Here is a 23,737-nt window from a genome sequence, read left to right on the forward strand (position 1 = left end):
GGGGGCGATGAACGAGGAGAAAGACATGGCCGACGCACGCGCCATCCTGGCTGGCTACCGCGCTTCGATCGACAACATCGACGCCGCCCTCATCCATATGCTCGCCGAGCGCTTCCGCTGCACCAAGGCGGTCGGCGTCCTGAAGGCAGAGCATGGCCTGCCGCCGGCCGACCCGGCGCGCGAGCAGCAGCAGATCGCCCGTCTTCGCCAGCTGGCGCATGACGCGCATCTCGACCCCGATTTCGCGGAGAAATTCCTCAACTTCGTCGTCCGCGAAGTGATCCGGCACCACGAACAGATCGCCGCTGCGAACGGCGTGACGAAAACAGGCTGAGACATCTCAGTTGAAATCCAATCAAACCAAATCAGAGCTTTTAGGAGAAAAGAAATGGCACTGAAGATCAGACTGGCCCGTGCGGGCTCGAAGAAGCGTCCCTACTACCACGTCGTCGTCGCCGACGCCCGTTCGCCGCGCGACGGCCGTTTCATCGAGTCGCTGGGCTCGTGGAACCCGCTGCTGCCGAAGGACGGCGAACGCGTCAAGGTCGACGCCGAGCGCGTCAAGCATTGGCTGTCGCATGGCGCCCAGCCGACGGACCGCGTGCTGCGCTTCCTCGACGAGGCCGGTCTCGCCAAGCGCGAAGCCCGCTCGAACCCGAACAAGGCCCTGCCCGGCAAGAAGGCGCAGGAACGCGCCGCCCTGCTGAAGAAGGCCCAGGAAGATGCAGCCGCTGCCGCGGCGACCGCCGCGCCGGCCGAGGCTGATGCCGCGACCGCCGAGTAATCACGGCCTTTCGCTTACAAAACAGCGGACCTAAAAGCATGTCTCCCGAAAGTGGGCCCGGTTTCGGGACAAAGACATGCTTAGAATCAAAACTTAAAGCAGGTCGCGTGAATCCCTTTTCACGCGACCTGCTTTAACCCCGCCGTTTTCGTTTGGTCCGCCTGATGTCTCAATAGCCGGACGGGCAGCGCGCCACATAGACGCGCCCGTAGCGGTCGCGATAGCGGCACTGGCCGCTTTCGCTGGCATGACCGATCAGCGCACCGGCGACTGCGCCGACCGCGCCGCCGACCACCGCACCCTGCACCGGATCATTTGCCACCGCGGCACCGACCGCCGCGCCGCCCAGACCACCGATCGCAGCGCCCTTTTCCGTTTGCGAACAGGCGCCCAAGGCCATGGTCAGCACCAGAATGGTAATTGCTTTCTTCATTGCTGTTCCTCTCTCAAGCGCCGTCCTCGCCGCCATGGCCTAAACTCACGAACAGCTGAATTGATCCCGGCGAGGATGAAAATTGGCCGGCTACGTGCCGGCCGGATTTATGGTTCTGGACGCCAACCCATTGAAACCTAGCGGTTTTCACCGCTCGGCGAGACGCCTCAAATTGCTGAGTCCGGCCTCGAAATCCTTGCCGATCAGCGTGTCGAAATTCATGAACAGGCCCATCAGCTTGGCGACAAAGGGCCTCGCGCCGCGCATCGCCCAGATGACGGTCGTGCCCTCGCCGGACGGCGAAAGCGAGAAGTCGACGGTGTTGTTGGCCCTGAACGGCTTCTCGAAGTCGAGCTTCAGCGCGACCAGCGACGACGGCACCGAATTTGTGATCTCCATGCGGCCCTTGCCGGCCTTGGAATTGCCTTCCCAGGCATAGGCCGCGCCCTTGCCGCTTTCAGCGCCGGACAGCGTGCGCTTCATGCCGGGGTCGAGTTTTTCGAAGGGCGACCATTCCGGCCAACGCCGGAAATCGTCGATCAGCGGGAAGATCGTCTCGGCCGGCGCCTTGATGCTGATCGAGCGCGTAACGACGAAATCGTTCGGCCGGGTCGCGGCGTAGATCAGCATGGCGGCGATGATGACGACGAGGAGGATGAGGATGATGGCAAACATGTCTTGTCCTCCCTTACCGCGAGAACGGGATCAGCGCGCGCACCCTTGCGTCGCGCAGATAAAGCCCGCCCCACAGGATAATGCCGAGATAGACGCCGAACAGCGTGTGCGAGAACAGCGGGTTGCCGATCCGCACATGGGTCGAAATCGCGCCGCCCATATAGGCGGTGAGCAGGATGGCGCCGAGCACCGAGCTGCGCGGCAGCGCATAGAGTGCCGTCGAGATCAGCCCGATGACGCCGAGCAGCCGCGCGACATTGGCGTCGGCCGGCCAGCCTAGCTCCGTCATCGTCTGGGTGACGATATCCAGCGGCGGCAGCTTGATGACGCCGTCGAAGATCATGAACAGGACGACGACGGCGCTGAGCGCGCGCCCGGCCCACAAAGCGCCTCTTGAAGCAGGCGCGGCTTCGGAAATGCTCATGGATGTTCCCTCCAAGGTTTCGAATGCCGGCCATTTGCCGGTTTCGATCCAAGGACGGGCCATGGCGCTGCCATCCTACACCGGGCCGAGCCTTTTGAGCGCCGGCCCAACCACGCCTTCGTGATACGAAGGCGTTCGTCTACGAAAAATAGAACTTGTCGGCCGCGATCATCTTCGGCGGCGTCTCGTCCAGCGCCTCGAACACGGAGATCTCGCAGACGCGGCAGAGGCCGTCGAGCGCCAAGTCGTTGGCCTCGACGCCGAACGGATCCTCGAGCTCTTCCGACAGCGTGTCGAGGCCGAAGAACGTGTAGGCGATCAGCGCCGTGAACAGCGGCGTCGCCCAGCCCGTGGTCGAGATCAGGCCGATCGGCAGGAGCAGGCAGACGACATAGGCGGTGCGATGCACCAGGAGCGTATAGGCGAACGGCAAAGGCGTGCCGGCGATCCGCTCGCAGCCGGCCTGGATGGCGGCGATCGCGGCCAGCCTTTCATCGAGGATGCGGAAGCCGATCGGGTCGAGCGCGCCCGCCTCGCGCCGCGCATTGGCGCGCCGGCCCATGCGGCGGACCATGTCGTCGGCCGGGTTGGTGCGGACGGCGGCCTTGTCGACCTCGTCGCCGATGAAGGCGCGGGCGTCCTGCTTGCTGTCGATCCGGCGCAATTGCCCGCGCAGCAGGTGGCAGAAGGCAAGCGCCTCCATCAGCAGCGCCCGCTGCTCGGCGCGGTCGCCGATCAGGCTGGTGGTGGCGCGCGCCAGGTTGCGGATCTCGAAAACCAGCGCGCCCCAGAGCTTGCGCGCCTCCCACCAGCGGTCATAGGCGGCGTTGTTGCGGAACGACAGATAGATCGACAGCGTCACCCCGACGAGCCCGAAAGGCGTGATGTTGAAGGCGCTGAGGTCGAGATGGAATTGCCGCGCCAGAAGCAGGACGACCGCCGAATAGATGGCGAAGCCGAAAATCTGCGGCAGGATGCGTGGCACGACTGACCCGCGCATGATGAAGAACAGCTGCAGGAATGTCGGGCGCGGGCGGACGATCATTGAAGGCCTCTCACGGACCGGCGTCGGCCCTCAGCTCCTGTATTGTGCGATGCGACGGATCCGCAAGCTCAGCCGGTAGCGACATCGCCATGTCGTGCGGCCATGTCGTGCGCGATGAGCGGACTATCGGCCCGTGCTGGTTGCGGATATGAGGAGCCCGCGGGCCACGGCCCGTCCCTGTTCAGGCGAGAAAAATGACCGGCGAGACCGATCTGAAGACCCTGTTGGCGTCGATGACGCCGGAACTGCTTGACGGCACCTATGTCTTTGCCACGCTGGCGCCGGGCGTTCCGTTGCCCGAAGGCCTGGAACCGCTGATGGTGTTCCGTGAACGGGAGGGCACGACGCTGATCGTGACTGAGGAAGCCGCCCAGGCCACGGGACTGGCAGCTTCATTCCGCTGTCGGATGATCACGCTGAACATCCACTCGTCCCTGGAGGCGGTCGGCTTCCTCGCCGCCATCACGACGCGGCTGGCGGCGGCCGGCATGGGCGTCAATCCGGTCTCGGCCTTCTATCACGACCATCTGTTCGTGCCGGCCGAGCGGGCGGAGGAGGCGTTGGCGATATTGCTAGAATTGGCCGGGCAATCATTCGCGACCAAAGATTTGATGAACGAAGAAATTGCGGTCATCGCGAAGGGCCGCATGTCACCAGAACACGATCATCTCGATGCCCTGCTGATTCCCAAGCAGCCCGACACTCCCGAAGATTGAACTAGTTCCTTAACACAGAAGTTTTGACCGGTTGGCTATGTGTGCGTTGGCATGCCTTGGCGATTGGCCGAGACGCCTATCGCGATCGTCATCCACGGGCGGAGCAAGGAGCGTAGCGACGCGCGCAGACCCGAGGATCCATGCCGTGACTTGGAAGCGCCGCGGCGGTCCAGAAATTCTGCACCGTTGCACAATTCGGTCCAGGTAACGGAATGGATTCCAGGGTCTGCGCGCGTCGCTACGCTCCTTGCTCCGCCCTGGAATGACGAGGTTCAGGAGCCTTCAGCTCACCACCAGCGTTTGCGCTGACTATCCCAGCGGACGTTGATAGCCTTGCCCAACAAGTCTGCAATCTTTCAAAATCACTGTTTAGAGGAACTCAGCGCCTGAGCACATAAAGGATATCCGGCAGGCCTTCCTCGTTGGCCGAGCCGTCGCCGAAGGCTTCGGCGCGAAAACCGTGGCGTTCGTAGAAGCGCCGCGCGCCGGTATTGGCCTGGAAGCAATGGAGCTTGACTATAGGCGTGCCGGCGGTGGCTTGGGCAAGCAGCCGGCTGCCGATGCCTTGCCCTGTCCAGGCCGGATCGAGATAGAGCTGCTCGACCCATCCGCCGCTGACGGCGATGAAACCGACGATCCGGCCGCTGGTTTCGGCGACTGTCACCTGCTGACTGGGCATCAGGATGTCGCGGATGAAGAACAGATCCTCCTCCGGCGTATGCAGCACCGGCATCCAGTCGAAGGCATTGAGCGACGCGCGCATCATCTTGGCGATGGCGGCGGCGTCGGAAGCCGTGGCTGGGCGCAGGACGACATCAGCAGGCTGAACGCCAATCATGAAATACACTCTACCTGAAACGGTAGGCTCCAGCGTCTCACTCCGCTGGAGCACCCCTCATCCGTCTCGGCGCTGCGCGCCGATCCACCTTCTCCCACAAGGGGAGAAGGAAGAAGCGCCCCCGGCCGAAGGCCGAGCCTGCGACTGCAGGCCGCCGGCTTTCCGGCGCCTCCGCGAAGGGCCAGCCGCGACAGCGGCGATACGGCCCGTGAGCGAGAACAAACAACCGAAGGCCGAGCCTGCGACTGCAGGCCGCCGGTCGTCCGGCGCCCCCGCGGAGGGCCCGCCGCGGCAGCGGCGATACGGCCCGTGAGCGAAAACAAAACGGCCCGAAGGCCGAGCCCGCGACTGCAGGCCGCCGGTCGTCCGGCGCCTCCGCGAAGGGCCCGCCGCGACAGCGGCGATACGGCCCGTGAGCGAGAACAAACAACCGAAGGCCGAGCCTGCGACCGCAGGCCGCCGTTCGTCCGGCGCCCCCGCGGAGGGCCCGCCGCGGCAGCGGCGATACGGCCCGCGAGCGAGATTAAGCCGCCTTCTTCTTCGGCTGGATTAGGCCGCGCTCGACCAGGAGCTCGGCGATCTGCACGGCGTTCAGCGCCGCGCCCTTGCGCAGATTGTCGGAAACGACCCACATCGACAAGCCGTTGTCGACGGTCGAATCCTCGCGGATGCGCGAGATGAACGTGGCGTCCTCGCCGGCCGATTCCAGCGGCGTGATGTAGCCGCCGTTCTCGCGCTTATCGAGCACCTGGCAGCCCGGCGCCTCGCGCAGGATCTCGCGCGCCTCATCAGCCGTGATCGGCTTTTCGAACTCGATGTTGACGGCTTCCGAATGGCCGATGAACACCGGCACCCGCACGCAGGTCGCCGTCAGCTTGATCTTGGGGTCGAGCATCTTCTTGGTCTCGGCGACCATCTTCCACTCTTCCTTGGTGAAGCCGTCGTCGAGGAAGACGTCGATATGCGGGATGACGTTGAAGGCGATGCGCTTGGTGAACTTCTTGACGTCGACCTGGTCGGCGACGAAGACCGCGCGGGTCTGCGTGAAGAGCTCGTCCATGCCTTCCTTGCCGGCGCCCGACACCGACTGGTAGGTGGCGACGACGACGCGCTTGATGGTGGCGACATCGTGCAGCGGCTTCAGCGCCACGACCAGCTGCGCGGTCGAGCAGTTCGGATTGGCGATGATGTTCTTGCGGGTAAACAGCGAGATCGCGTCCGGGTTCACTTCCGGCACGATCAGCGGCACGTCCTGGTCGTAGCGGAAGGCCGACGAATTATCGATGACGACGCAGCCCTGCTTGCCGATCTTCGGCGACCATTCCTTCGACACATTGCCGCCCGCCGACATGACGCAGATGTCGGTGTCGGAAAAATCATACTGGTCGAGCGCCTTGACCTTCAGCGTGCGGTCGCCGAAGGACACTTCCGTGCCCTGGCTGCGCCGCGACGCCAGCGCCACCACTTCGCTCACCGGAAAGCCGCGCTCGTCTAGAATGTTGAGCATTTCGCGGCCCACATTGCCCGTGGCGCCGACTACCGCAACCTTGAAACTCATCTGATATCTCCTGTCCCTCTCCGCTTGGCTGTTGTTGGAGAAAACCCGCTGGCCTGGTGCGGGTTTCGTCCCCCGGGCCGGACCCGGGAGAGGGTGGTTAGGCCAAGGGAATCACACCGTTTTGGTGGTGGTTTTGCCGGTTTTCTTGGCCAAGAATGGGGTTTTGCTGGAACGGACGGACGCGCCGACGCGCCCGGCCCAATGGTTTGCATTGAGGCTGGGGGCATCGAATGCAAGAAGAGCCATCAAAAGGCCGCGCATCGAAAGAGGATCCCGTTCGAGGCGGCTTTTACGCGGTTTGGTAAAAGAGTCAATCGGCGGGACCTTCCCTTCTCCCCCTGTGGGAGAAGGTGGATCGGCGCGTCAGCGCCGAGACGGATGAGGGGTGTTCCAGCGGAGTGAGACGCTGGCTTTCCCTGGAGCACCCCTCATCCGGCCGCTTCGCGGCCACCTTCTCCCACAAGGGGAGAAGGAAAGGCGGTGCCGCCTGCTCTGTACAATGGCGGCTGCAAGAAGTACGAACGCCCAAATTTCGTTTGGCCGGCGCAGTGCCTGCCCCCTTGCGCTCGACCACGAGCCCAGAACCCGAATTCCGAAAGAAGAAAATGTCCAGTTTCGAAACGATCGTTCCCGCGCTGGGAGAGGCGCTGGAAAAGCGCGGTTATGTGGCGCTGACGCCGGTCCAGAAGGCGGTGCTCGGGCCGGAGCTCGGCGAGGCCGATGCGCTGGTGTCGGCGCAGACCGGTTCCGGCAAGACCGTCGCCTTCGGCCTTGCCGTGGCGCCGACCCTGCTTGGCGGCGCCGAGCGTTTCGCCGCTGCCGGCGCGCCGCTGGGACTGGTCGTGGCGCCGACGCGCGAGCTGGCGCTGCAGGTGCGGCGCGAGCTGGAATGGCTCTATGAGCTGACCGGCGCGCATATTGCTTCCTGCGTCGGCGGCATGGACATGCGCACCGAGCGGCGCGCGCTGGAGCGCGGCGCCCACATCGTCGTCGGCACGCCCGGCCGGCTGCGCGACCACATCACGCGCGGCGCGCTCGACATGTCGGCGCTGAAGGCGGTGGTGCTGGACGAGGCCGACGAGATGCTCGACCTCGGTTTCCGCGAGGACCTCGAATTCATCCTCGATGCCGCGCCCGCCGAACGTCGCACGCTGATGTTTTCCGCCACGGTGCCGCGCTCCATCGCCACGCTGGCGCAGGGCTATCAGCGCGACGCCGTGCGCATTACGGCCGGCGGCGAGGAGAAGCAGCATCTCGACATCGAGTATCGGGCGCTTTCGGTCGCGCCTGCCGATCGCGAGAACGCCATCATCAACGTGCTGCGCTATTACGAGGCGGCGAATGCGATGGTGTTCTGCAACACGCGCGCCGCCGTCAACCATCTCACCGCGCGCTTCAACAACCGCAATTTTTCCGTCGTGGCGCTGTCCGGCGAGCTCAGCCAGAACGAGCGCAGCCACGCGCTGCAGGCGATGCGCGACGGCCGCGCCAAGGTCTGCATCGCGACCGACGTCGCCGCGCGCGGCATCGACCTGCCCAATCTCGAGCTGGTCATCCACGCCGACCTGCCGAGCAACCCGGAGACGCTGCTGCACCGCAGCGGCCGCACCGGGCGCGCCGGGCGAAAAGGGGTCAGCGCGCTGATCGTGCCGGGCAATGCCCGTCGGCGCACCGAGCGGCTGCTCGCCAATGCAGGCCTGACCGCGACCTGGGCGAGCCCGCCGTCGGCCGACGAGGTGCTGAGGCGGGATGACGAGCGCATCCTGGCCGATCCGTCCTTCAGCGAGGCGGTGAAGGACGAGGAGCGCGACTTTACCACGGCGCTTCTCGAACGGCATGGCGCCGAGCTGGTGGCGGCCGCCTTCGTGCGGCTTTGCCGGGGCAGCCGGTCGGCGCCCGAGGACCTGATCGATGTCGGCCCGTTCGCGCCGTCAAAGGAGAAGTTCGCGCGCCGGGAGGAAACACCCGACCGCCGCGACGAATTCGGCGACAGCGTCTGGTTCTCGCTGTCGGTCGGCCGCCGGCAGAATGCCGAGCCGCGCTGGCTGATCCCGATGCTGTGCCGCACCGCCGGCATGTCCAAGCGCGAGATCGGCGCCATCAAGATGCAGCCGGAAGAAACCTTCGTGCAGATCGCCGCCGACTGGGCCGACCGGTTCGTCGCCGCGATCGGCCCCGACCGCAAGCTGCAGGGCAACATCGCCGTCAGGCGCATCGACGGAACGCCGGACCTGTCGCGGGCCGGCTACCAGCCGTCGAAGCCGGACAAGAAGCCGCATCGCGGCAAGCGGTCTTTCGAACAGAACGCGGCCGGATTCGAGAAGCGGGCGCCGGGCGAGCGGCAGCCTGCCGGAACGCCGGACTCAAAACCCTGGGCGAAGAAGCCGGCAAAGGCGAAGTTCGACAAGCCGAAATTCGATGGGCCGAAATTCGATGGGCCGAAATTCGATGGGCCTGCAAAGCGCAAGAAGCAGAAGAAGCGGCCAGCGTAGGATCGCGACGGAAGCTGGAAGCCGACCCGCGGCGAGCGCCGGGCAAATCGCCAACCTCGGAGATTGACCGAAGCGTCGCTCCCTTCGTCATCCACGGGCGGAGCACAGAGCGAAGCGACGCAGCGCAGACCATAGAATGACGAAGGCGTGGGATGCGCGATGGCCCCCGATGGGATGGTCGCCCCCCGCCAAATCGCAGACGCGGCAAGTGTGAGCACCTGGGTGCAGCCAGTGCCCGCCACCATCCGTGACAGATCAGCCAAGGAACTTGGCGATGATGGCGTCGCCCATTTCGGTGGTGCCGACCTCGGTCATGCCCGGGGAAGAAATATCCTTGGTGCGCAGGCCGTCGTCGAGCACGGCCGCGATCGCCGCTTCCAGCCGGTCGGCCTCGGCGACCATGCCGAAGGAATAGCGCAGGCACATGGCGAAGGACGCGATCATGGCGATCGGGTTGGCGATGCCCTTGCCGGCGATGTCGGGCGCCGAGCCGTGCACCGGCTCGTAGAGCGCCTTGCGCTTCTTGGACTTGGGATCCGGCGCGCCGAGCGAGGCCGACGGCAGCATGCCGATCGAGCCGGTCAGCATGGCGGCAATGTCGGAGAGCATGTCGCCGAACAGATTGTCGGTGACGATGACGTCGAACTGCTTCGGCCAGCGCACCAGCTGCATGCCACCGGCATCGGCCAGCATGTGGTCGAGCTTGACGTCAGAATAGCGCGCCTTGTGCGTCTGGCTGACCACCTCGTTCCAAAGCACGCCCGACTTCATGACGTTGCGCTTTTCCATCGAGGTGACGTGGTTCTTGCGCGTGCGCGCCAGTTCGAAGGCGACGCCCGAAATGCGCTCGATCTCGAACGTGTCGTAGACCTGGGTGTCGATGCCGCGCTTCTGGCCGTTGCCGAGGTCGATGATCTGCTTGGGCTCGCCGAAATAGACGCCGCCGGTGAGCTCGCGCACGATCAATATGTCGAGGCCTTCGACCACCTCCTGCTTGAGCGAGGAAGAGGCGGCCAGCGCCGGGTAGCAGATCGCGGGCCTGAGGTTGGCGAACAGTTCCATGTCCTTGCGCAGCCTGAGCAGGCCGGCCTCGGGGCGCACCTCATAAGGCACGGCATCCCATTTCGGGCCGCCGACGGCGCCGAACAGCACGGCGTCCGCCGCCATCGCCTTTGCCATGTCGGCATCGGAGATCGCCGCGCCATGCGCGTCGTAGGCGCAGCCGCCGACCAGCCCCTCGTCGGTGGCAAAGCTGCTGCCGAGCTTGTCGTTCATGGCCGCAATCAGCTTCTTCACCTCGGCCATGGCCTCTGGGCCGATGCCGTCGCCGGCGAGCAGGAAGAGATTTTTCGAAGCCATGGAGAACCGTCCCGGGAGAGAAATTGAACCGGCGCCTTGCTAAACGGCGAACGCCTGGCGCGCAAGGGGATGACGGGGCATTGCGAGGCTCGTCTGGCGTGGCACGGGTTCCTCGCCCCGGCCGGAGGCGGGGGAGAGGTGTCCGCGGAGCGGACGGAGAGGGGCCTTCGTAGGGCGCTCCCCCTCTCCGTCTCGGCTTCGCCGAGCCACCTCTCCCCCACTTGGTGGGGGCGAGGAACCCAAGCTGGAACAGCGCCGCGCTTCCTCAAAGCGCAACAAGCCCTCATCGATGCGACAGAATATTCACCAGCCTGCCGAACGGGTCGCGCACATAGAAGCGCCGCACGCCCCAGGGCTCGTCGGCCGGACCGTATTCGACAGCGAAGCCAGCCTTCCTCATACTCGCGAGCGTCGCGTCGACATCGTCGACCTCGATCGAAATATCCGGCACCGGCGTGCCCGAGCCGCCCTCGGCCATGAAGCTCACCTGGACCTGCATCCGTTCCTCGGAGCCATAGGTGGCGATCCAGCCTTGATCCATGAGGATGTCGAGGCCAAGCACGTCCTGATAGAAGCGCTTCGCCGCCGCGATGTCCTTGGTGGCGATGTTGGCCACGATGCGCCGGACCGTCATCGCCCCACGCCCCCTATGCCGTGCGCCTGAGTGCGGTGACCTCGATCTCGATCTTCATCTCCGGCTTGTCGTCGCGGCAGGACGAATGTCGCCGAACGCTTCGCCCAGGATCGGGAAGACCACGTCAACATAGGTCTGGTCGGTGATGTAGTAGTGCGCCCGCACCACGTCGGCCATGTCGAAGCCGCCCTCGGCCAGCGCCTTGGCGATGGTGGCCAGGCAGTTGCGCGTCTGCGCCTCGACCGTGTCGGGCATGGTCATGGTGGCATAGTCGTAGCCGGTCGTGCCGGAGACGAAGCACCAGTCGCCCTGCACCACCGCGCGCGAATAGCCGGCGGTTTTCTCGAAGGGGGAGCCTGTGGAGATGAGCTTGCGCATGGGGAGCCTCGCTTTGGGTTTGTCGGCCTGCATCTAGCAAAAGAGGCGCGTCTGGTCGTGGGCCAAGCAACGCGGAGCATTGTCACGAAGGCAAGCACCAGCCTTGGAGATTGGCGGCGACCGTCCCTCCCTTCGTCATTCCAGGGCGGAGCAAGGAGCGAAGCGACGCGCGCAGACCCTGGAATCCATGCCGTTACGCCGAAGCGCCGCCAGCGGTGCAGAATTTTGCACCGCCCCACTCTATGGCAACAGTCACGGAATGGATCCTCGGGTCTGCGCTCCGCTGCGCGTCGCTCCGCCCGTGGATGACGAACCGCGATGGCAGCGTCAGAGCCGAACCTTAATGCCCCGACCCCTGCGCGTCGTCATAGGCCTTCTTGATGTCGGCCGGCCAGTCCTTCAGCGGCGGCCAGGCCTGCGGCTGGTCATTGTCGCCGCGGCGGGCAAAATAGACTTTCTGCTTGGCCGGGTCGATGGCCATGAAGCCGTCATTGCCGCCGCAATCATGCGGCACGCAGCCGGTGGCATAGAAGGCGCCCGACGCTGTCTTTTCGGTGCCGCCGCCGACGAGCAGGCTGGTTGCCATGTCGGGCATGTCGTTGCCGAGCAGCGCCTGGCCGGCCTTGTAGACAGCCTCGTTGTGGAAGGCGTCGATGATGTTGTCCAATTTCGACGGATCGACGTCCTTCCAGTCGGTGCCCGGTTCCGGCGTATAGGTCAGATTGCCGGAGGTCGTCAGCCCTTCCGTGGGCGACCACTGCAGCGCCGGCCTCGTCTCTCCCGGCAACAGATAGGGCACGAAATAGATGGCGCTGTCGGAGACAGCGGCCGGCGGCGCGCCGCATTCGTCCTGTTCGACCGTGGTGGTCTGGATCGCACCGTCCTTCGGCTTCCAGACGATGACCTTGGCCGGGCCGCATTGATTGCCGCCGTCGCCGACATCGACCAGCGCCACGTTGACGTCGCCGATCTTGACGATCTTGTCGAAGAAGACGTCGTAATTGCTGGCCAGCTGCTTGCCGTCATAGGCAAGCACCTTCTCGCCATCCTGATCCGGCTGCGTGATGGTGAGCTGGCCGCCTTCGAAGGGGATGGGCGCCTGCTTGTCCTCATCCGACGCGGCCTGGTCGGTCGCGCCTTGATCGGCCGCCGGCTGGTCGGCCGTGGCGGGCGCCGGCTGCGTGGCCGGCGTGGTGGTCTGCGCATTGGCGCAGACCGTGGCAAGAAGGATTATTGCCGCCGAAGCGCTGGCGGCGGCCAGAAGCGAGCGTGTCATGACTGTCCCTCCATTCAGCCGCCACGAACCCGCCTGCGACGGCCGGGCCTATCAGGTATGGCTTAGGCGCTCAGGCCCAGGGGCGCTGCTCGGCGTTCTTCTTCTCGAAGGACGCGATAGCGCCGGCCTTTTCCATGGTCAGGCCGATATCGTCGAGGCCGTTCAAGAGGCAATGGCGCTTGAAGTCGTCGAGGTCGAAATTGACCACGCCGCCATCCGGCCCACGGATTTCCTTGGCTTCGAGGTCGATCGACAGCGTCGCGTTGGAGCCGCGCGAGGCGTCGTCCATCAGCTTGTCGAGGTCTTCCGGGCTGACCGTGATCGGCAGGATGCCGTTCTTGAAGCAGTTGTTGTAGAAGATGTCGGCGAACGAGGTCGAGATCACGCAGCGGATGCCGAAATCGAGCAGCGCCCAGGGCGCATGCTCGCGGCTCGAGCCGCAGCCGAAATTGTCGCCGGCGACCAGGATCTGCGCCTTGCGGTAGGCCGGCTTGTTGAGCACGAAATCCGGGTTCTCCGAACCGTCCTCGTTGTAGCGCATCTCGGCGAACAGGCCGGTGCCGAGCCCGGTGCGCTTGATCGTCTTGAGATAATCCTTCGGGATGATCATGTCGGTGTCGACATTGACGATCGGCATGGGCGCGGCGACGCCGGTGAGCTTGGTGAATTTATCCATGATCCTTGGCCGTCTTCTTCTGGCTGCGGGGAGTTTTGCGGGACGGTTTACACAAAGCCGGAGGCAAATGAAAGGCAACTGTTCGTGCGCTGCCCCTGGGCCAATGGCGGGCTTGGCATGCGAACCTGAGCTGGAGCGCTCCAAAAACGGCTTCGAAATCCTGCCCGACTGGTGCAGTCTGCGTCCATGGCCGATGCTTCCAAAGTCCTTTACGCGAGCGAGCCCGCGCTCGATGTCGCCGAATTCCGCCGCGTGCTGGTCGAATCCGGTCTCGGCAAGGTAAGGCCCGTCGACGACGAGGCCCGGCTGCGAACCATGCTGGACAACGCCAATCTGGTGCTGACCGCCCGGCTCGACCGCCCGGACAGGCAACTGGTCGGCGTCGCGCGCGGCATGACCGACTTTTCCTGGGTCTGCTACGTTTCCGACCTCGCCGTCTCGAAAGCGGCGCAAGGGCTCGGCGTCGGCAAGGGCCTGATGGACGAGGTGCAGCGCGTGCTTGGACCCTCGGTCGCCGTCAGCCTGATCTCGATGCCCGACGCCGTCGGCTTCTACGAACGCATCGGCATGACGCGCATGACCGACGCTTTCTGGTTCTCCCGTAAAAGCTGACCTGAACCGCACCGATATCGGAGCCGACTCCTGCCCGGGACCGGCGAGCCAGGTCGACCCCCACTCCGTCGAGCTTCGCTCGACACCTCTCCCCCGGTCGACGGGGGAGAGGAAAGGTGCGAGGCGATTCCAGCTGGCTCCCTTCCTCTCCCTCCGGAAGGGGGAGAGGTGGCGCTGCGAAGCAGCGACAGAGTGGGGGAAGGCGCTGCTCAAAAGCGAAGCCGCCTCCAGACAGGCACAATCCGGCAAGCAAGAAAACTCAGGCAAGCAGTAATCAGGCGGCAGCATATTTTCGCCATCGCTTGACATGCAACCAAATGGTTGCATATTAGGGCCATGAGCATGGACGCCGTCTTTCGCGCCTTGGCCGACCCGACCCGCCGGCAATTGCTGGACAGTCTCCATGCCCGGAACGGGCAGACGCTGAACGCGCTCTGCGAGCACATGGACATGACGCGCCAGGCGGTGACCAAGCATTTGGCGATCCTGGAAGAAGCGAACCTCGTCACCACCATGCGCCGCGGCCGCGAGAAGGAGCACTACCTCAACCCCGTTCCGATCAACGAGATCGCCGAGCGCTGGATCGGCAAGTTCGAGCGGGGGCGGCTTGCTGCCCTCAGCAACCTGAAGCAACGCCTTGAAAGGGAAGAGCCGTGAGCGACAACAGCTTTGTTTACGTCACCTATATCCGCACGACGCCTGAAAAACTTTGGCAGGCGCTGACCGATCCGGACTTCAACCGGCAGTTCTTTCTCTGCTCCCATCAGGAGAGCGACTGGAAGGTCGGATCGAGCTGGAAGCTGGTCTTCCCGGACGGGCGGGTCGCCGACTCGGGCGAGATCCTCGAGATCGACCCGCCAAAACGCCTGGTCATCAAATGGCGCAACGAATGGATGCCCGAGGTGAAGGAGGACGGCTATACGCGCTGCACCTTCACCATCGAGCCCGACGGCGAATTGATGAAGCTCGCCGTCATCCACGAGGCCGACGGCCCGCACAGGTTGATCTCGAACGTCTCCAAGGGCTGGCCGCTGGTGCTGGCGAGCCTGAAGAGCCTGCTTGAAACCGGCAAGGGTTTCGAGCGCCCGCCCTCAAAGGGGTAGAGAGCAAATTCCAGGAAAAGGGCGTAGCGGTTTGGGTTTCGGCGACTTCGCCGTAACCGCCGTCCGGAATTGCGTAAGATCAAGAGCTTCGTTTCGGGCACGAGACTATCCTTGGTGGAGGAAGATTGGATGCTTCACTTGTCCTTACCGCAAGCCATGGCGAACGCGGACACGGTCATGGCTTCGGCCGACCTCCCCGCGCCGCCAGACGAGGTCATCGCCGCACTGGTCACGACTAAGGTCGAGCGCTGGTGGGGTTCGCCCGAAACTTACCGAATGACCAACTGGTCCGCCGATTTTCGCACCGGTGGCGGCTGGAACGTCAGCGTGGAAACGGCCGATCAACGTCTGCCCGCCAGCGGAAAATTCCTCGAAATCGAGATGCCGCGCCGCATCGTGCAGACGCGGCGCTACGACTGGAACCATCCAGCGCTCGGCCGCAAGGAAACGACCGTGGCCTATCTGCTTGAGCCGGTCGGCGACGGCACGCGGCTCACCATCTGCCATGGCGGGTTTGCCGGTTTTCCGGACGCTGCGGCGGAACATGCCGACGAGTGGGCACGGGTGCTTGGGTGGCTGCAGCGGTATTTAGGCTAGTTCCTTGACACAGAAGTTTTGACCGGTTGGCTGGTGTACGTCGGCAGATACCATGCCTTGGCGATTGGCCGAGAGCCTATCGCGGTCGTCATCCACGGGCGGAGCAAGGAGCCTTCAGCTCATCGCCAGCGTTTGCTCTGACTACCCCAACGGACGTTGATGGCCTCGCCCGACAAGCCTGCAATCTTTCAAAATCACTGTGTTGAGGAACTAGCCCGACCGAGGCTCAGATGGAAATCAGGCGATCCTGGATCCCGCCGAGATAGGTTTTCCAGATGTGGTCCGACAGCAGGCGTCGATAGCCTGGACTTATCGCGCCCGAGCGGTAGGACGCGCCGCCAACATGAAAAAGGGCTTCGTCATATAACTGGTAGTCGGCGATCGTCCCTTCGACGCCCACCGCGACGCGATTTACTTGGGCCATTTCGAATTCCCCGATGGGATGCTTCGAATACAGCACCGGCCAGTTGCCGCCTCCGGTATCCATTCCAATGTCGAGCCGATTTCTGAAATCGAGCTTCGTTCGCTCGACGGTTGCGAAATTGTAGAAGCAGAGGCCGGCCCAGTAATACCAGCCGGGCTCGTTCTCGGCTGCCTTGTACAGGTAGCTGGATCTGGCATGCAGCGGCGCGCCATAACCGATCTTGTCCCCGATGCGCCGCGCGAAATCGATCGGCCCGACCGGAAAGCAATCGTGATCGATGAACCCGAACATGTCGGGTTTGAGATGCTTGACGATGTTGTGAAAGACCCAGGTCTGGGAAACGCCATGCGATCTGGAAGGGTTCGTTTCGAAATTCCTGGGCAGTCCGAAATACGCGACCCCGCGCCGCGCGCAGATTGCCTCGATCGAAGCGCGCGCTTCTTGGTTCGGCGAATTGTCGATCACCACGAGCCTTGTCCCGGTCGGGAAGACCTGCCAGGCCTTGGTGAGCACATCTATGACCCAGGGCGTGTTGAACGCTATGGTGAAGCAGTAATTCCGCTCTGGCTTTTCGCTCAGGCTCCTGGCGAATGCATGGCCCTTGGACGCGGCGCTTCCCAGGAACTGGCGGTACAGGATCTCGTGGCGGAGGCCCAAAAGCAATTGGACTCCCCTTGTGCGCCGAAAATTCTCGACAGCCTTTTTAAGCAATGTTTTCCCCGAGCGCCCGACAGGGGCCGAGGATACCATGACGCGGCCGGCAGGAAGCAACGGCTTTCGCCGGTTGGGCTGGATAACTGCGGCCGACTGGCCCGAGTTCTCCCTTGACCGGCAATCACGCCTGTCCAGATTCTGGGCATGGATAACAGATGCTGCGCCGTGGGAACCGCCGGATGGAGCATAGCGGCAGCGCATAGAGCTTCTTTTCCGGCGGCCGGTTCGCAGCTCGAACGCTATGCGGCGCGACTTTCGATCGCCGAGATCAATTCCTCGTTCTACAAGTCGCATCGGCGGGAAACCTATGAGCGTTGGGCGCGCTCGGTTCCGGATCATTTTCGCTTTTCCGCGAAGATCCCCAAGGCCATGACGCATGAGCGCCGCCTGGAAGATTGCGATGATCTTCTGGACACATTTCTGGGTCAGGTCGGGGGGCTCGGTTCCAAGCTTTCCGTGCTCCTGGTTCAATTGCCGCCCAGCCTGCAATTCGAACCCCAGACCGTCGAAAAATTCTTCGCCGCCCTGCATGCAAAGACCGACCGGCGCCTGGTCTGCGAACCGCGTCATCCCAGTTGGTTCGCACCCGAAGCCAAAAGCTTGCTGAGCCGCTTTCAGGTTGGGCGCGTTGCGGCCGACCCCGCTCCCGTGCCTGCTGCCGCCATGCCAGGCGGCTGGCGCGAGCTCGCCTATTTCCGCTTCCATGGCGCGCCGCACGTCTACTATTCCGACTACGAGGCCGGTCGGTTGCTGGATATCAGCGGGCGGCTCGCCGAAGCCAGGGCATCTGCCGGCGAGGTCTGGTGCATATTCGACAACACCGCACGGGGCCATGCCCTCGGCAATGCGCTTTCGGTCGACGCGGCCGTGCGTCAGATCACATTCAGTTCCCGGAACGCCCTTCCCTCGGCCACTCTTTCATAGCCGAACGCCGTACAGTCGATCGTGCGATACCCGCCATGCATGACAAGCTCTGCGATCGATTTGCCCACCGCCGGTGCCTGCTGCAGGCCGTGGCCGGAAAAACCGTTGGCGAAAAGGAAGTTTCCAACCTCCGGATGCGGCCCGATCACCCCGTTCTGGTCGAGCGTGTTGTAGTCGTAATGCCCGACCCAGGCGCGCGTCGGCTTGATCGCCTCGAAGGCCGGGATGCGGGTGGCCAAGGTCGGCCAGATCACCTCTTCGAACAGCGGCCACTCGACCTCGAAATCCTTCGGATCGGGCGCATGATCGCCTTCCTCCGGCTCGGCGCCGCCGGTAAGGTAGACCGAGCCTTCCGGCCGAACATAGATTCCGCTTGGATCGACCAGCAGCGGCATGTCGGCATATTTCTCGCGCGCCTCGAAGACGAATACGTTGCGCTTGCGCGGCTCGACCGGCAGCGCCAACCCGGCAAAACCCGCGACCTTGCCGGCGTTCGGCCCGGCAGCGTTGACGACGATGCCGGCTTCCAGCGTCTCGCCATTGTCGAGGCTGACGCCGGTGACGCGATTGCCGTCGCGCGAAATGCCGGTGGCGAAAGCCGTGATGAAATCGATCTTCTTGTCGCGCAGCGCTTTGCGGAACAGCGTCAGCAGCGCATGCGAGTCGAACCAGCCCTCGCCGCTGCGGCCATAGGCGCCGGCGGAAATGCCTTCGACCGATAGCCACGGGAAGCGGTGCGCCAACTGCCCGGGATCCTCGAACGCGATGTCGGCGCCCTCGGCGACCTGCGTCTCGTGATTGGCCTTCAGGATCGGCAGGCCGGCCTCGCCGGCGAGGATGAGGTAGCCGCCCTCGCGAAAGCCGATATCGGCATCGGCGCCGAAGGTCTCCTTCAGCCGCCGGAACAGTTTCAGCGTGAATTGCGACAGGCGGATGTTTTCGGGAATAGAGAATTGCTGGCGGATCGAGGCGAGCGACAGGGTCGTCGCCGCGTGGGAGAATTGCGGATCGCGCTCGATCAGCGCGATCGAGCCGGTAAAACCTTCCTCGCGCAGGTAATAGGCGACCGAGGATCCGACGATGGCCCCGCCGATGATGACGATGTCGTAGCGCATTTTTTCTCCGATCCGGCGGGCTGCGTCTTCACGCAACCGGCAAGTCGATCTCGAAGCGCGTGCCGCGCTCGGAGTCAACCAGCCTGATCGTGCCATCATGCGCTTTCAGGAGGGCCAGCACGATGCCGAGCCCCATGCCGGTGCCGCCGGACTCGCGTCGCGTGGTGAAGAACGGCTCGAAAATCCTGGTGCGGTTGGCGGCCGAGATGCCGTCGCCGTCGTCGCCGATCTGGACCGACGCGCGCTGGCCATCGGCTAAGGCAAGGATCGCCACCTGTCGGGCGCCGTGCCTCGCGGAATTGTCGATGAGGTTGGCGAGCACGATGCCGAGATTCTCGGCCGAGATGCCGAGCCTGATATCGCCGCCGCCTTCAAGCCGCGTTTCCAGCCTGGTGTCGATCGGCAACGATGCCAATGCCGCATGCAGCGTCGTGCTGTCGCCGCTCGGTTCCAGGTTTTCGGCGCGCGCCAGGTCGAGCAGCCGGCGCACCAGCAGGTTGAGCCGCCCGGCGTCGGTGACGATGTTGTTGGAGAAGCGCCGCCGCTCGGCCTCGTCCATCGCGCCGCCGGAATCGCGCAGCAGCTCCGCCGCGCCCTGGATCGCCGTCAGCGGCGATTTCAGCTCATGCGAGACATGGGTGGCGAAGGTCTGGATGCCGTCGGAGCGCGCCTGCAATTTGGTCGCCATGTCGAGGAAGGCCGTCGACAGCGCCGCCATCTCGCGCGTGCCGTGATGGTCGAGCGGCCTGATCGCCTCGCGGTCGCCGGCGGCGATGCGTTTCGTGCGGTCGATCAGCGCATAGATCGGCCGGCTGACCGTGCGGATGAACACCAGCGCGATCAAAAGCGTGCCGCCGAGGATGGCGATGGCCGCCAAGGTCACCTTGCCGCGCTCGCCATAGAGATGCTTGACGATGTTGTTCGGCGTTCGCGAGAGGTAGACCACGCCAGCGACCCGGCCGTCGAGCTCGACCGGCAGGGCGACGAAGACGCGCACCCTGGTGCCGCGGCTGACCGAGTAGAGCGGCGGCGGCGGCTGGTCGGGGATGCGCAGCCTGAGCGCGCTGGCATAGGCGCCTGAAAGCGCGGTCCGCACCTCCTCGATCTCGCCGAGCGACTGGCCGACCTCGTCGCCGCCGGCAATCACCACGCCGCGCGGATCGAGCAGCCGGAAGCCGGCAAGCGTCGTCTTCTGCGTCTCGTCGAGGATGCCGTCGAGCCGGGCGCCTATTGCCGCGAAGGCGGTATCGGGCGTGGCGGGAAGTGCTGCCGGGCGCGTCGGCATGACATCGTCGGAGGCAAGATCGAGGCGCGGCTCGACCGGGTCATAGGGGTAGTTGTTGTCCCTCGACGGATCGGCCGAGACCGGCGCCCCGAGTTTTTCCTGGGGAATGCCGGCAGCGCGCACCTGCTCTGCATAGACGGCGGCGACCACCGCCCCTTGCGCGATGAGCTCGCCCTCGGTCTGGCGGATCAGCTGGTTCTCATAGAGCCGGAAGAAGAACAGCCCGACCAGCGGCAGGGCCATGACCACGATCAGGATGGCGATGACGACGGTGGCGAGCCGCGGCCGCCACCTTTCCTTGCTCAACCACCGCATCGGCCGAGCCGGAAACCGACGCCATGCACCGTCGCGATCGCATCCGCGCAGCCGACCGCCGCCAGCTTGGCCCGCACATTGCGGATATGGCTGTCGACGGTGCGTTCCGAGACATGGATGTTGGAGGCATAGGCATTGGCCATCACCGCGTCGCGGCCAAGCACATGCTGCGGCCGGGCGAGGAAGCCTTTGAGGATGGCAAACTCGATCGCCGTCAAGGTGAGCGGCTTGCCGTCGAAGCTCGCTGCATGGCTTGCCGGGACGAGCATGAGCTTGCCATGCGCGAATTCCCGCTCGTCCGCTTCTTCCTCGACCGGCGCCGGGCGCGCGCGCCGCAGGATGACGTTGACGCGGGCGACCAGCTCGCGCGGGCTGAACGGCTTGGTCACATAGTCGTCGCCGCCCATTTCCAGCCCGAGGATGCGGTCGATCTCCTCGTCGCGCGCCGACAGGAACAGCACCGGCACGTCGGATTTTTGCCTGAGCCTGCGGCAGACCTCGAGCCCATCCATCTCCGGCATGCCGATGTCGAGCACGATGAGGTCGGGCGCGCGGCGCTCGACCGCCTGGAGGGCTGCGGCGCCGTCGGCGACCGCGGCCGTCTTCATGCCGGCCTTTTCCAGCGCGAAGCAGATGATCTCGCGGATATGCGGGTCGTCGTCGGCGACAAGGATATTGTGCGGCATCGATCAGAGGTCCGGCGGGTAAGCTTGGGGTGACGGCAGGATTAGAGCAATTCCAAGGAAAAGTGCGAAATTGTTTTCGGTCCGGAGCTGCATCGGGACAAGGAGACGTATCGACAAAGGCCTCGTGCATTTGCGCATGCCTGGGCGGAGCCCATGGCAAGGTTGGCAAAGAGCCTCATCGCCGGACCGTCCTCGGCGTATCCGCCGCGTGCCGCAGCCTCGGACGGAAAAGCAGGATGTCCGCCGCGACGCGCCGCCTTTGCGGCTCGACGAGCCACCAGCCTTCATTGCGGAGCCGGCGCGGCAGCGACCAGCGGGATGTTCGAGGCGTTCGCATGGCGGCTTTGTCGCCGGCCGGTGCGGAAAGCGCGCGGCGGATTGGAGGAGGTTTTCCGCAAGGATTTGCAGATTTGGTGCAGGGAGCCCGACGTCCTCTCCCACATATGGCGGCGCCAGCACTCTGGAGATGCCGCCAAGGCGACAGAGGGTTCTCGTGCGTGAAGCGGCGATGTCCTTCGTCATTCTAGGGCGGAGCAAGGAGCGAAGCGACGCGCGCAGACCCTAGAATGACGAAGGATAGGCTGGCCGGACAGAACCGCCTCTGCCCTTGCCGGGCACTTCCCTCTTTGCGGGCCCTCAAGGACGATTTGCTTCCGCGCCTTGCCTCCCCCGCCATCACCCGGCATAGATCGGCCATGGCTCAAGAACCCTACCGCCCGCGCCGCTCGGTGCTTTACATTCCCGCCTCCAACGACAAGGCGCTCGCCAAGCTCGCCTCGCTTGCCTGCGACGCCGTCATCATCGATCTCGAGGACGCCGTCCTGCCCGCTGACAAGAAAGCGGCGCGCGACAAGGTCGCCGGCATCCTCGCCGGGCGCGAAAGGCGTTGCGAGATGGTGGTGCGCATCAATCCTTTGGCCAGCGAATGGGGCACCGACGACATCCTGGCCGTGGCCAAGGCGGAGCCCGACGGCATTCTCCTGCCCAAGATCGGCACGCCGCGCGACATCCTCGAGGCCGGCGACCTGCTGGACGACAATTTCGCGCCGGACAGCGTGAAACTGTGGGCGATGGTCGAGACGCCCAAGGCGCTGCTCAACATCGGCGTGTTCGCCGAGCTCGGCCGCGATCCGGCGTCGCGCCTGGCTTGTTTCGTTGCCGGAACGAATGACCTGGTGAAGGCGGCCGGCATTCTGGCGACGCCCGACCGGCGCTATCTGATGCCCTGGCTGATGCAGCTCGTGCTCGCTGCCCGGGCCGGCGGCATCGACGTGATCGACGGCGTCGCCAATGATTTTCGCGATCTCGACGCCCTTGCCCGGGAATGCGCCGAGGCAGCCGCCATGGGTTTCGACGGCAAGTCGCTGATCCATCCCGCCCAGATCGAGCCGGCGAACCGCGCCTTTTCGCCATCGCCCGAGAGGCTGGCCGCGGCCCGCGCGATCAGGGATGCGTTCGCGCGGCCCGAAAATGCCGGCAAGGGCGTGATCGGGTTGGATGGCAAGATGGTCGAGCGGCTGCATCTGGCCGAAGCCGAGAAACTTCTGGCGAAGGCCGCAATCATCGGCGCATGATGCGGCGCGAGAAACGATTTTTTCAGACCCGGCTTTCCGCCCAGTCACGACAGGTTAGGCACGACAGGATAGATCCATGAAACTCTACCGCTTCCTCACCGGCCCGGACGACGCCACCTTCTGCCACAAGGTGACGGCCGCCCTGAACAAGGGCTGGCACCTGTTCGGCTCGCCGACCTATGCCTATGACAAGAAAACCAAGTCGATGCGCTGCGGCCAGGCAGTGGTGAAGGATATCGAAGGCCAGGAATACAGAGCCGACACCAAGCTGAGCGACTGGTAAGGAAAGCGCTCAGAGACTGTTTCGAAATTCGCTCTGGCGAGTCATATGGTGGTGATTTCGAGAACCGGAGCGGAGCGGACATTTGGTCCGTGAGCCTGCGCATGACCCCGAAAATCGAAATCGATTTTCGGAAAGGATCATGCGCCACCTAAAATTGCTGCAGCGTCCTTTGCGCGTCCAAGAGGACGCGGCGCTGCAGTAGCGCAGAAAGCGCCGCCAGATGGCCGCCGGAGTAGAATTTCCAAACAGTCTCTCAGCCCGGCGCCACCTGCTCGGCCGCTTCCTCGATCCGCTCCATGTCGTCGTCCGACAGGCCGAAATGGTGGCCGATCTCGTGAATCAGCACATGGGTGACGATGTCGCCCATCGTCTCCTCGTTCTCGGCCCAGTAGTCGAGTATGGCGCGGCGGTAGAGCGTGATGCGGTTCGGTCCCTCGCCGGTCTGCGGGTTCCAGCGTTCGGCGATGCCGCGCCCCTCGAACAGGCCGAGCAGGTCGAAGGGCGTCTCCAGCGACAGGTCGTCCATGATCTCGTCGGTCGGGAAATCGGCGATCTGGATGATGATCTCGCCGGTGAGCTGGCGGAACTCGTCCGGCAGATGGGCATAGCTCTCCAGCGCCAGAAGCTCCATCTCGTCGATCGACGGCGAGAGCTGGTCGTGCCAGGTGCGTGTCTTGTAGATGCGGGCCATGTAACGTCCTTTGATCCCGGCATATAGGCTTTCGCGCCGATAGAGGCAAATGAGCCGGCTGGACGTCCGCTTTCAAGGTAAAAGCCGAAGGAATAAATTCCTTGTGACTCTGCTTGACTCTTCCCG

At 64.4% G+C, this 23,737-nt stretch carries 26 protein-coding genes and 2 pseudogenes; 11 read left to right on the forward strand and 17 right to left on the reverse strand.

All coding sequences use genetic code 11. The features are described 5' to 3' along the window. Positions 1-7 precede the first annotated feature (7 nt). Together WDX12_RS08435 and rpsP are read left to right on the forward strand one after the other, a co-directional pair. Entirely contained in the window at positions 8-334 is a 327-nt protein-coding gene (locus WDX12_RS08435) for a chorismate mutase (RefSeq protein ID WP_320298150.1), read from the forward strand. A gap of 54 nt (positions 335-388) precedes the next feature. After that, on the forward strand, positions 389-784 hold the full coding sequence (gene rpsP / locus WDX12_RS08440; RefSeq protein ID WP_434724554.1) for a 30S ribosomal protein S16: 396 nt from the start codon (positions 389-391) through the stop codon (positions 782-784). Positions 785-953: 169 nt separating this feature from the next. Here rpsP and WDX12_RS08445 read toward each other — a convergent pair whose 3' ends face one another. The 4 genes from WDX12_RS08445 to WDX12_RS08460 all read right to left on the reverse strand — a co-directional run bounded on the left by WDX12_RS08445 (position 954) and on the right by WDX12_RS08460 (position 3,361). After that, the gene (locus WDX12_RS08445; RefSeq protein ID WP_320298152.1) at positions 954-1,217 is read right to left on the reverse strand and encodes a YMGG-like glycine zipper-containing protein; all 264 of its coding nucleotides are present in this window, start codon (positions 1,215-1,217) and stop codon (positions 954-956) included. A 147-nt stretch (positions 1,218-1,364) separates the two neighbouring features. Beyond that, positions 1,365-1,892: an SRPBCC family protein gene (locus tag WDX12_RS08450; RefSeq protein ID WP_434724555.1), complete on the reverse strand. Its 528-nt coding sequence runs from the start codon at positions 1,890-1,892 to the stop codon at positions 1,365-1,367. A gap of 13 nt (positions 1,893-1,905) precedes the next feature. Continuing rightward, positions 1,906-2,316, reverse strand: coding sequence for a DoxX family protein (locus WDX12_RS08455; protein WP_320298154.1), 411 nt, complete (start codon positions 2,314-2,316; stop codon positions 1,906-1,908). A 139-nt stretch (positions 2,317-2,455) separates the two neighbouring features. Further along, positions 2,456-3,361 (reverse strand): bestrophin family protein, encoded by a 906-nt coding sequence (locus tag WDX12_RS08460; protein ID WP_434724556.1) that lies wholly within the window; start codon positions 3,359-3,361, stop codon positions 2,456-2,458. A gap of 194 nt (positions 3,362-3,555) precedes the next feature. Between WDX12_RS08460 and WDX12_RS08465 the strand changes: the two are divergent. Then, positions 3,556-3,954 (forward strand): annotated as a pseudogene (locus tag WDX12_RS08465) (ACT domain-containing protein); the annotation flags it as partial. Between the two features lie 502 nt (positions 3,955-4,456). On the opposite strand, the gene WDX12_RS08470 reads toward WDX12_RS08465, so the two are convergent. The 3 genes from WDX12_RS08470 to WDX12_RS08480 all read right to left on the reverse strand — a co-directional run bounded on the left by WDX12_RS08470 (position 4,457) and on the right by WDX12_RS08480 (position 6,734). Beyond that, positions 4,457-4,915 carry a GNAT family N-acetyltransferase gene (locus WDX12_RS08470; RefSeq protein ID WP_434724557.1) on the reverse strand — a complete coding sequence of 153 codons (459 nt, stop codon included), beginning with the start codon at positions 4,913-4,915 and terminating at the stop codon, positions 4,457-4,459. Between the two features lie 523 nt (positions 4,916-5,438). Then, positions 5,439-6,473 carry an aspartate-semialdehyde dehydrogenase gene (locus WDX12_RS08475; protein WP_095770019.1) on the reverse strand — a complete coding sequence of 345 codons (1,035 nt, stop codon included), beginning with the start codon at positions 6,471-6,473 and terminating at the stop codon, positions 5,439-5,441. Between the two features lie 111 nt (positions 6,474-6,584). Next, positions 6,585-6,734, reverse strand: coding sequence for a hypothetical protein (locus WDX12_RS08480; RefSeq protein WP_434724558.1), 150 nt, complete (start codon positions 6,732-6,734; stop codon positions 6,585-6,587). 344 nt (positions 6,735-7,078) lie between these two features. On the opposite strand from WDX12_RS08480, the gene WDX12_RS08485 reads away from it, so the two are divergent. Further along, positions 7,079-8,965 (forward strand): DEAD/DEAH box helicase, encoded by a 1,887-nt coding sequence (locus WDX12_RS08485; RefSeq protein WP_434724559.1) that lies wholly within the window; start codon positions 7,079-7,081, stop codon positions 8,963-8,965. 255 nt (positions 8,966-9,220) lie between these two features. Here WDX12_RS08485 and leuB read toward each other — a convergent pair whose 3' ends face one another. The 5 genes and pseudogenes from leuB to leuD form a co-directional block, all read right to left on the reverse strand. Beyond that, positions 9,221-10,324 (reverse strand): 3-isopropylmalate dehydrogenase, encoded by a 1,104-nt coding sequence (leuB, locus tag WDX12_RS08490; RefSeq protein ID WP_320298161.1) that lies wholly within the window; start codon positions 10,322-10,324, stop codon positions 9,221-9,223. Between the two features lie 283 nt (positions 10,325-10,607). Next, entirely contained in the window at positions 10,608-10,958 is a 351-nt protein-coding gene (locus WDX12_RS08495) for a VOC family protein (RefSeq protein ID WP_434724560.1), read from the reverse strand. Positions 10,959-10,971: 13 nt separating this feature from the next. After that, positions 10,972-11,336: pseudogene (locus tag WDX12_RS08500) on the reverse strand (RidA family protein). A 340-nt stretch (positions 11,337-11,676) separates the two neighbouring features. Then, positions 11,677-12,612: a hypothetical protein gene (locus WDX12_RS08505; RefSeq protein ID WP_434724561.1), complete on the reverse strand. Its 936-nt coding sequence runs from the start codon at positions 12,610-12,612 to the stop codon at positions 11,677-11,679. A 70-nt stretch (positions 12,613-12,682) separates the two neighbouring features. Next, entirely contained in the window at positions 12,683-13,288 is a 606-nt protein-coding gene (gene leuD / locus WDX12_RS08510; RefSeq protein WP_434724562.1) for a 3-isopropylmalate dehydratase small subunit, read from the reverse strand. Between the two features lie 186 nt (positions 13,289-13,474). On the opposite strand from leuD, the gene WDX12_RS08515 reads away from it, so the two are divergent. The 4 genes from WDX12_RS08515 to WDX12_RS08530 all read left to right on the forward strand — a co-directional run bounded on the left by WDX12_RS08515 (position 13,475) and on the right by WDX12_RS08530 (position 15,600). Beyond that, positions 13,475-13,900 (forward strand): GNAT family N-acetyltransferase, encoded by a 426-nt coding sequence (locus WDX12_RS08515; protein WP_434724563.1) that lies wholly within the window; start codon positions 13,475-13,477, stop codon positions 13,898-13,900. A gap of 342 nt (positions 13,901-14,242) precedes the next feature. Beyond that, the gene (locus WDX12_RS08520) at positions 14,243-14,557 is read left to right on the forward strand and encodes an ArsR/SmtB family transcription factor (protein ID WP_434725593.1); all 315 of its coding nucleotides are present in this window, start codon (positions 14,243-14,245) and stop codon (positions 14,555-14,557) included. Beyond that, positions 14,554-15,003, forward strand: coding sequence for an SRPBCC family protein (locus tag WDX12_RS08525; protein WP_434724564.1), 450 nt, complete (start codon positions 14,554-14,556; stop codon positions 15,001-15,003). The genes WDX12_RS08520 and WDX12_RS08525 overlap by 4 nt, the downstream gene beginning before the upstream one ends. 177 nt (positions 15,004-15,180) lie before the next feature. Beyond that, positions 15,181-15,600 (forward strand): SRPBCC family protein, encoded by a 420-nt coding sequence (locus WDX12_RS08530; protein ID WP_434724565.1) that lies wholly within the window; start codon positions 15,181-15,183, stop codon positions 15,598-15,600. A gap of 226 nt (positions 15,601-15,826) precedes the next feature. Here the strand turns inward: WDX12_RS08530 and WDX12_RS08535 are convergent, their stop codons facing one another. Further along, positions 15,827-16,795, reverse strand: coding sequence for a hypothetical protein (locus tag WDX12_RS08535; RefSeq protein WP_434724566.1), 969 nt, complete (start codon positions 16,793-16,795; stop codon positions 15,827-15,829). A 108-nt stretch (positions 16,796-16,903) separates the two neighbouring features. Here WDX12_RS08535 and WDX12_RS08540 point away from each other — a divergent pair, with 108 nt between their 5' ends. Next, positions 16,904-17,662: a DUF72 domain-containing protein gene (locus WDX12_RS08540; protein WP_434724567.1), complete on the forward strand. Its 759-nt coding sequence runs from the start codon at positions 16,904-16,906 to the stop codon at positions 17,660-17,662. Here the strand turns inward: WDX12_RS08540 and WDX12_RS08545 are convergent. The 3 genes from WDX12_RS08545 to WDX12_RS08555 are packed head-to-tail and all read right to left on the reverse strand — an operon-like array spanning position 17,611 to position 21,063. Beyond that, on the reverse strand, positions 17,611-18,777 hold the full coding sequence (locus tag WDX12_RS08545; RefSeq protein ID WP_434724568.1) for an NAD(P)/FAD-dependent oxidoreductase: 1,167 nt from the start codon (positions 18,775-18,777) through the stop codon (positions 17,611-17,613). The genes WDX12_RS08540 and WDX12_RS08545 overlap by 52 nt on opposite strands. Positions 18,778-18,805: 28 nt before the next feature. Then, on the reverse strand, positions 18,806-20,305 hold the full coding sequence (locus WDX12_RS08550; RefSeq protein WP_434725594.1) for a HAMP domain-containing sensor histidine kinase: 1,500 nt from the start codon (positions 20,303-20,305) through the stop codon (positions 18,806-18,808). Between the two features lie 59 nt (positions 20,306-20,364). Next, positions 20,365-21,063 (reverse strand): response regulator, encoded by a 699-nt coding sequence (locus WDX12_RS08555; RefSeq protein WP_434724569.1) that lies wholly within the window; start codon positions 21,061-21,063, stop codon positions 20,365-20,367. Between the two features lie 695 nt (positions 21,064-21,758). Between WDX12_RS08555 and WDX12_RS08560 the strand changes: the two genes are divergently transcribed. Continuing rightward, on the forward strand, positions 21,759-22,637 hold the full coding sequence (locus WDX12_RS08560; RefSeq protein WP_434724570.1) for an HpcH/HpaI aldolase/citrate lyase family protein: 879 nt from the start codon (positions 21,759-21,761) through the stop codon (positions 22,635-22,637). 76 nt (positions 22,638-22,713) lie between these two features. Next, positions 22,714-22,920 (forward strand): DUF1737 domain-containing protein, encoded by a 207-nt coding sequence (locus WDX12_RS08565; RefSeq protein ID WP_434724571.1) that lies wholly within the window; start codon positions 22,714-22,716, stop codon positions 22,918-22,920. A 253-nt stretch (positions 22,921-23,173) separates the two neighbouring features. On the opposite strand, the gene WDX12_RS08570 is transcribed toward WDX12_RS08565, so the two are convergent. Then, the gene (locus WDX12_RS08570) at positions 23,174-23,611 is read right to left on the reverse strand and encodes a metallopeptidase family protein (protein WP_320298177.1); all 438 of its coding nucleotides are present in this window, start codon (positions 23,609-23,611) and stop codon (positions 23,174-23,176) included. Positions 23,612-23,737 lie beyond the last annotated feature (126 nt).

The organism is Mesorhizobium sp. RIZ17 (genome assembly GCF_051127865.1).
In the GTDB taxonomy this organism is placed as follows: Bacteria; Pseudomonadota; Alphaproteobacteria; order Rhizobiales; family Rhizobiaceae; genus Mesorhizobium; species Mesorhizobium humile.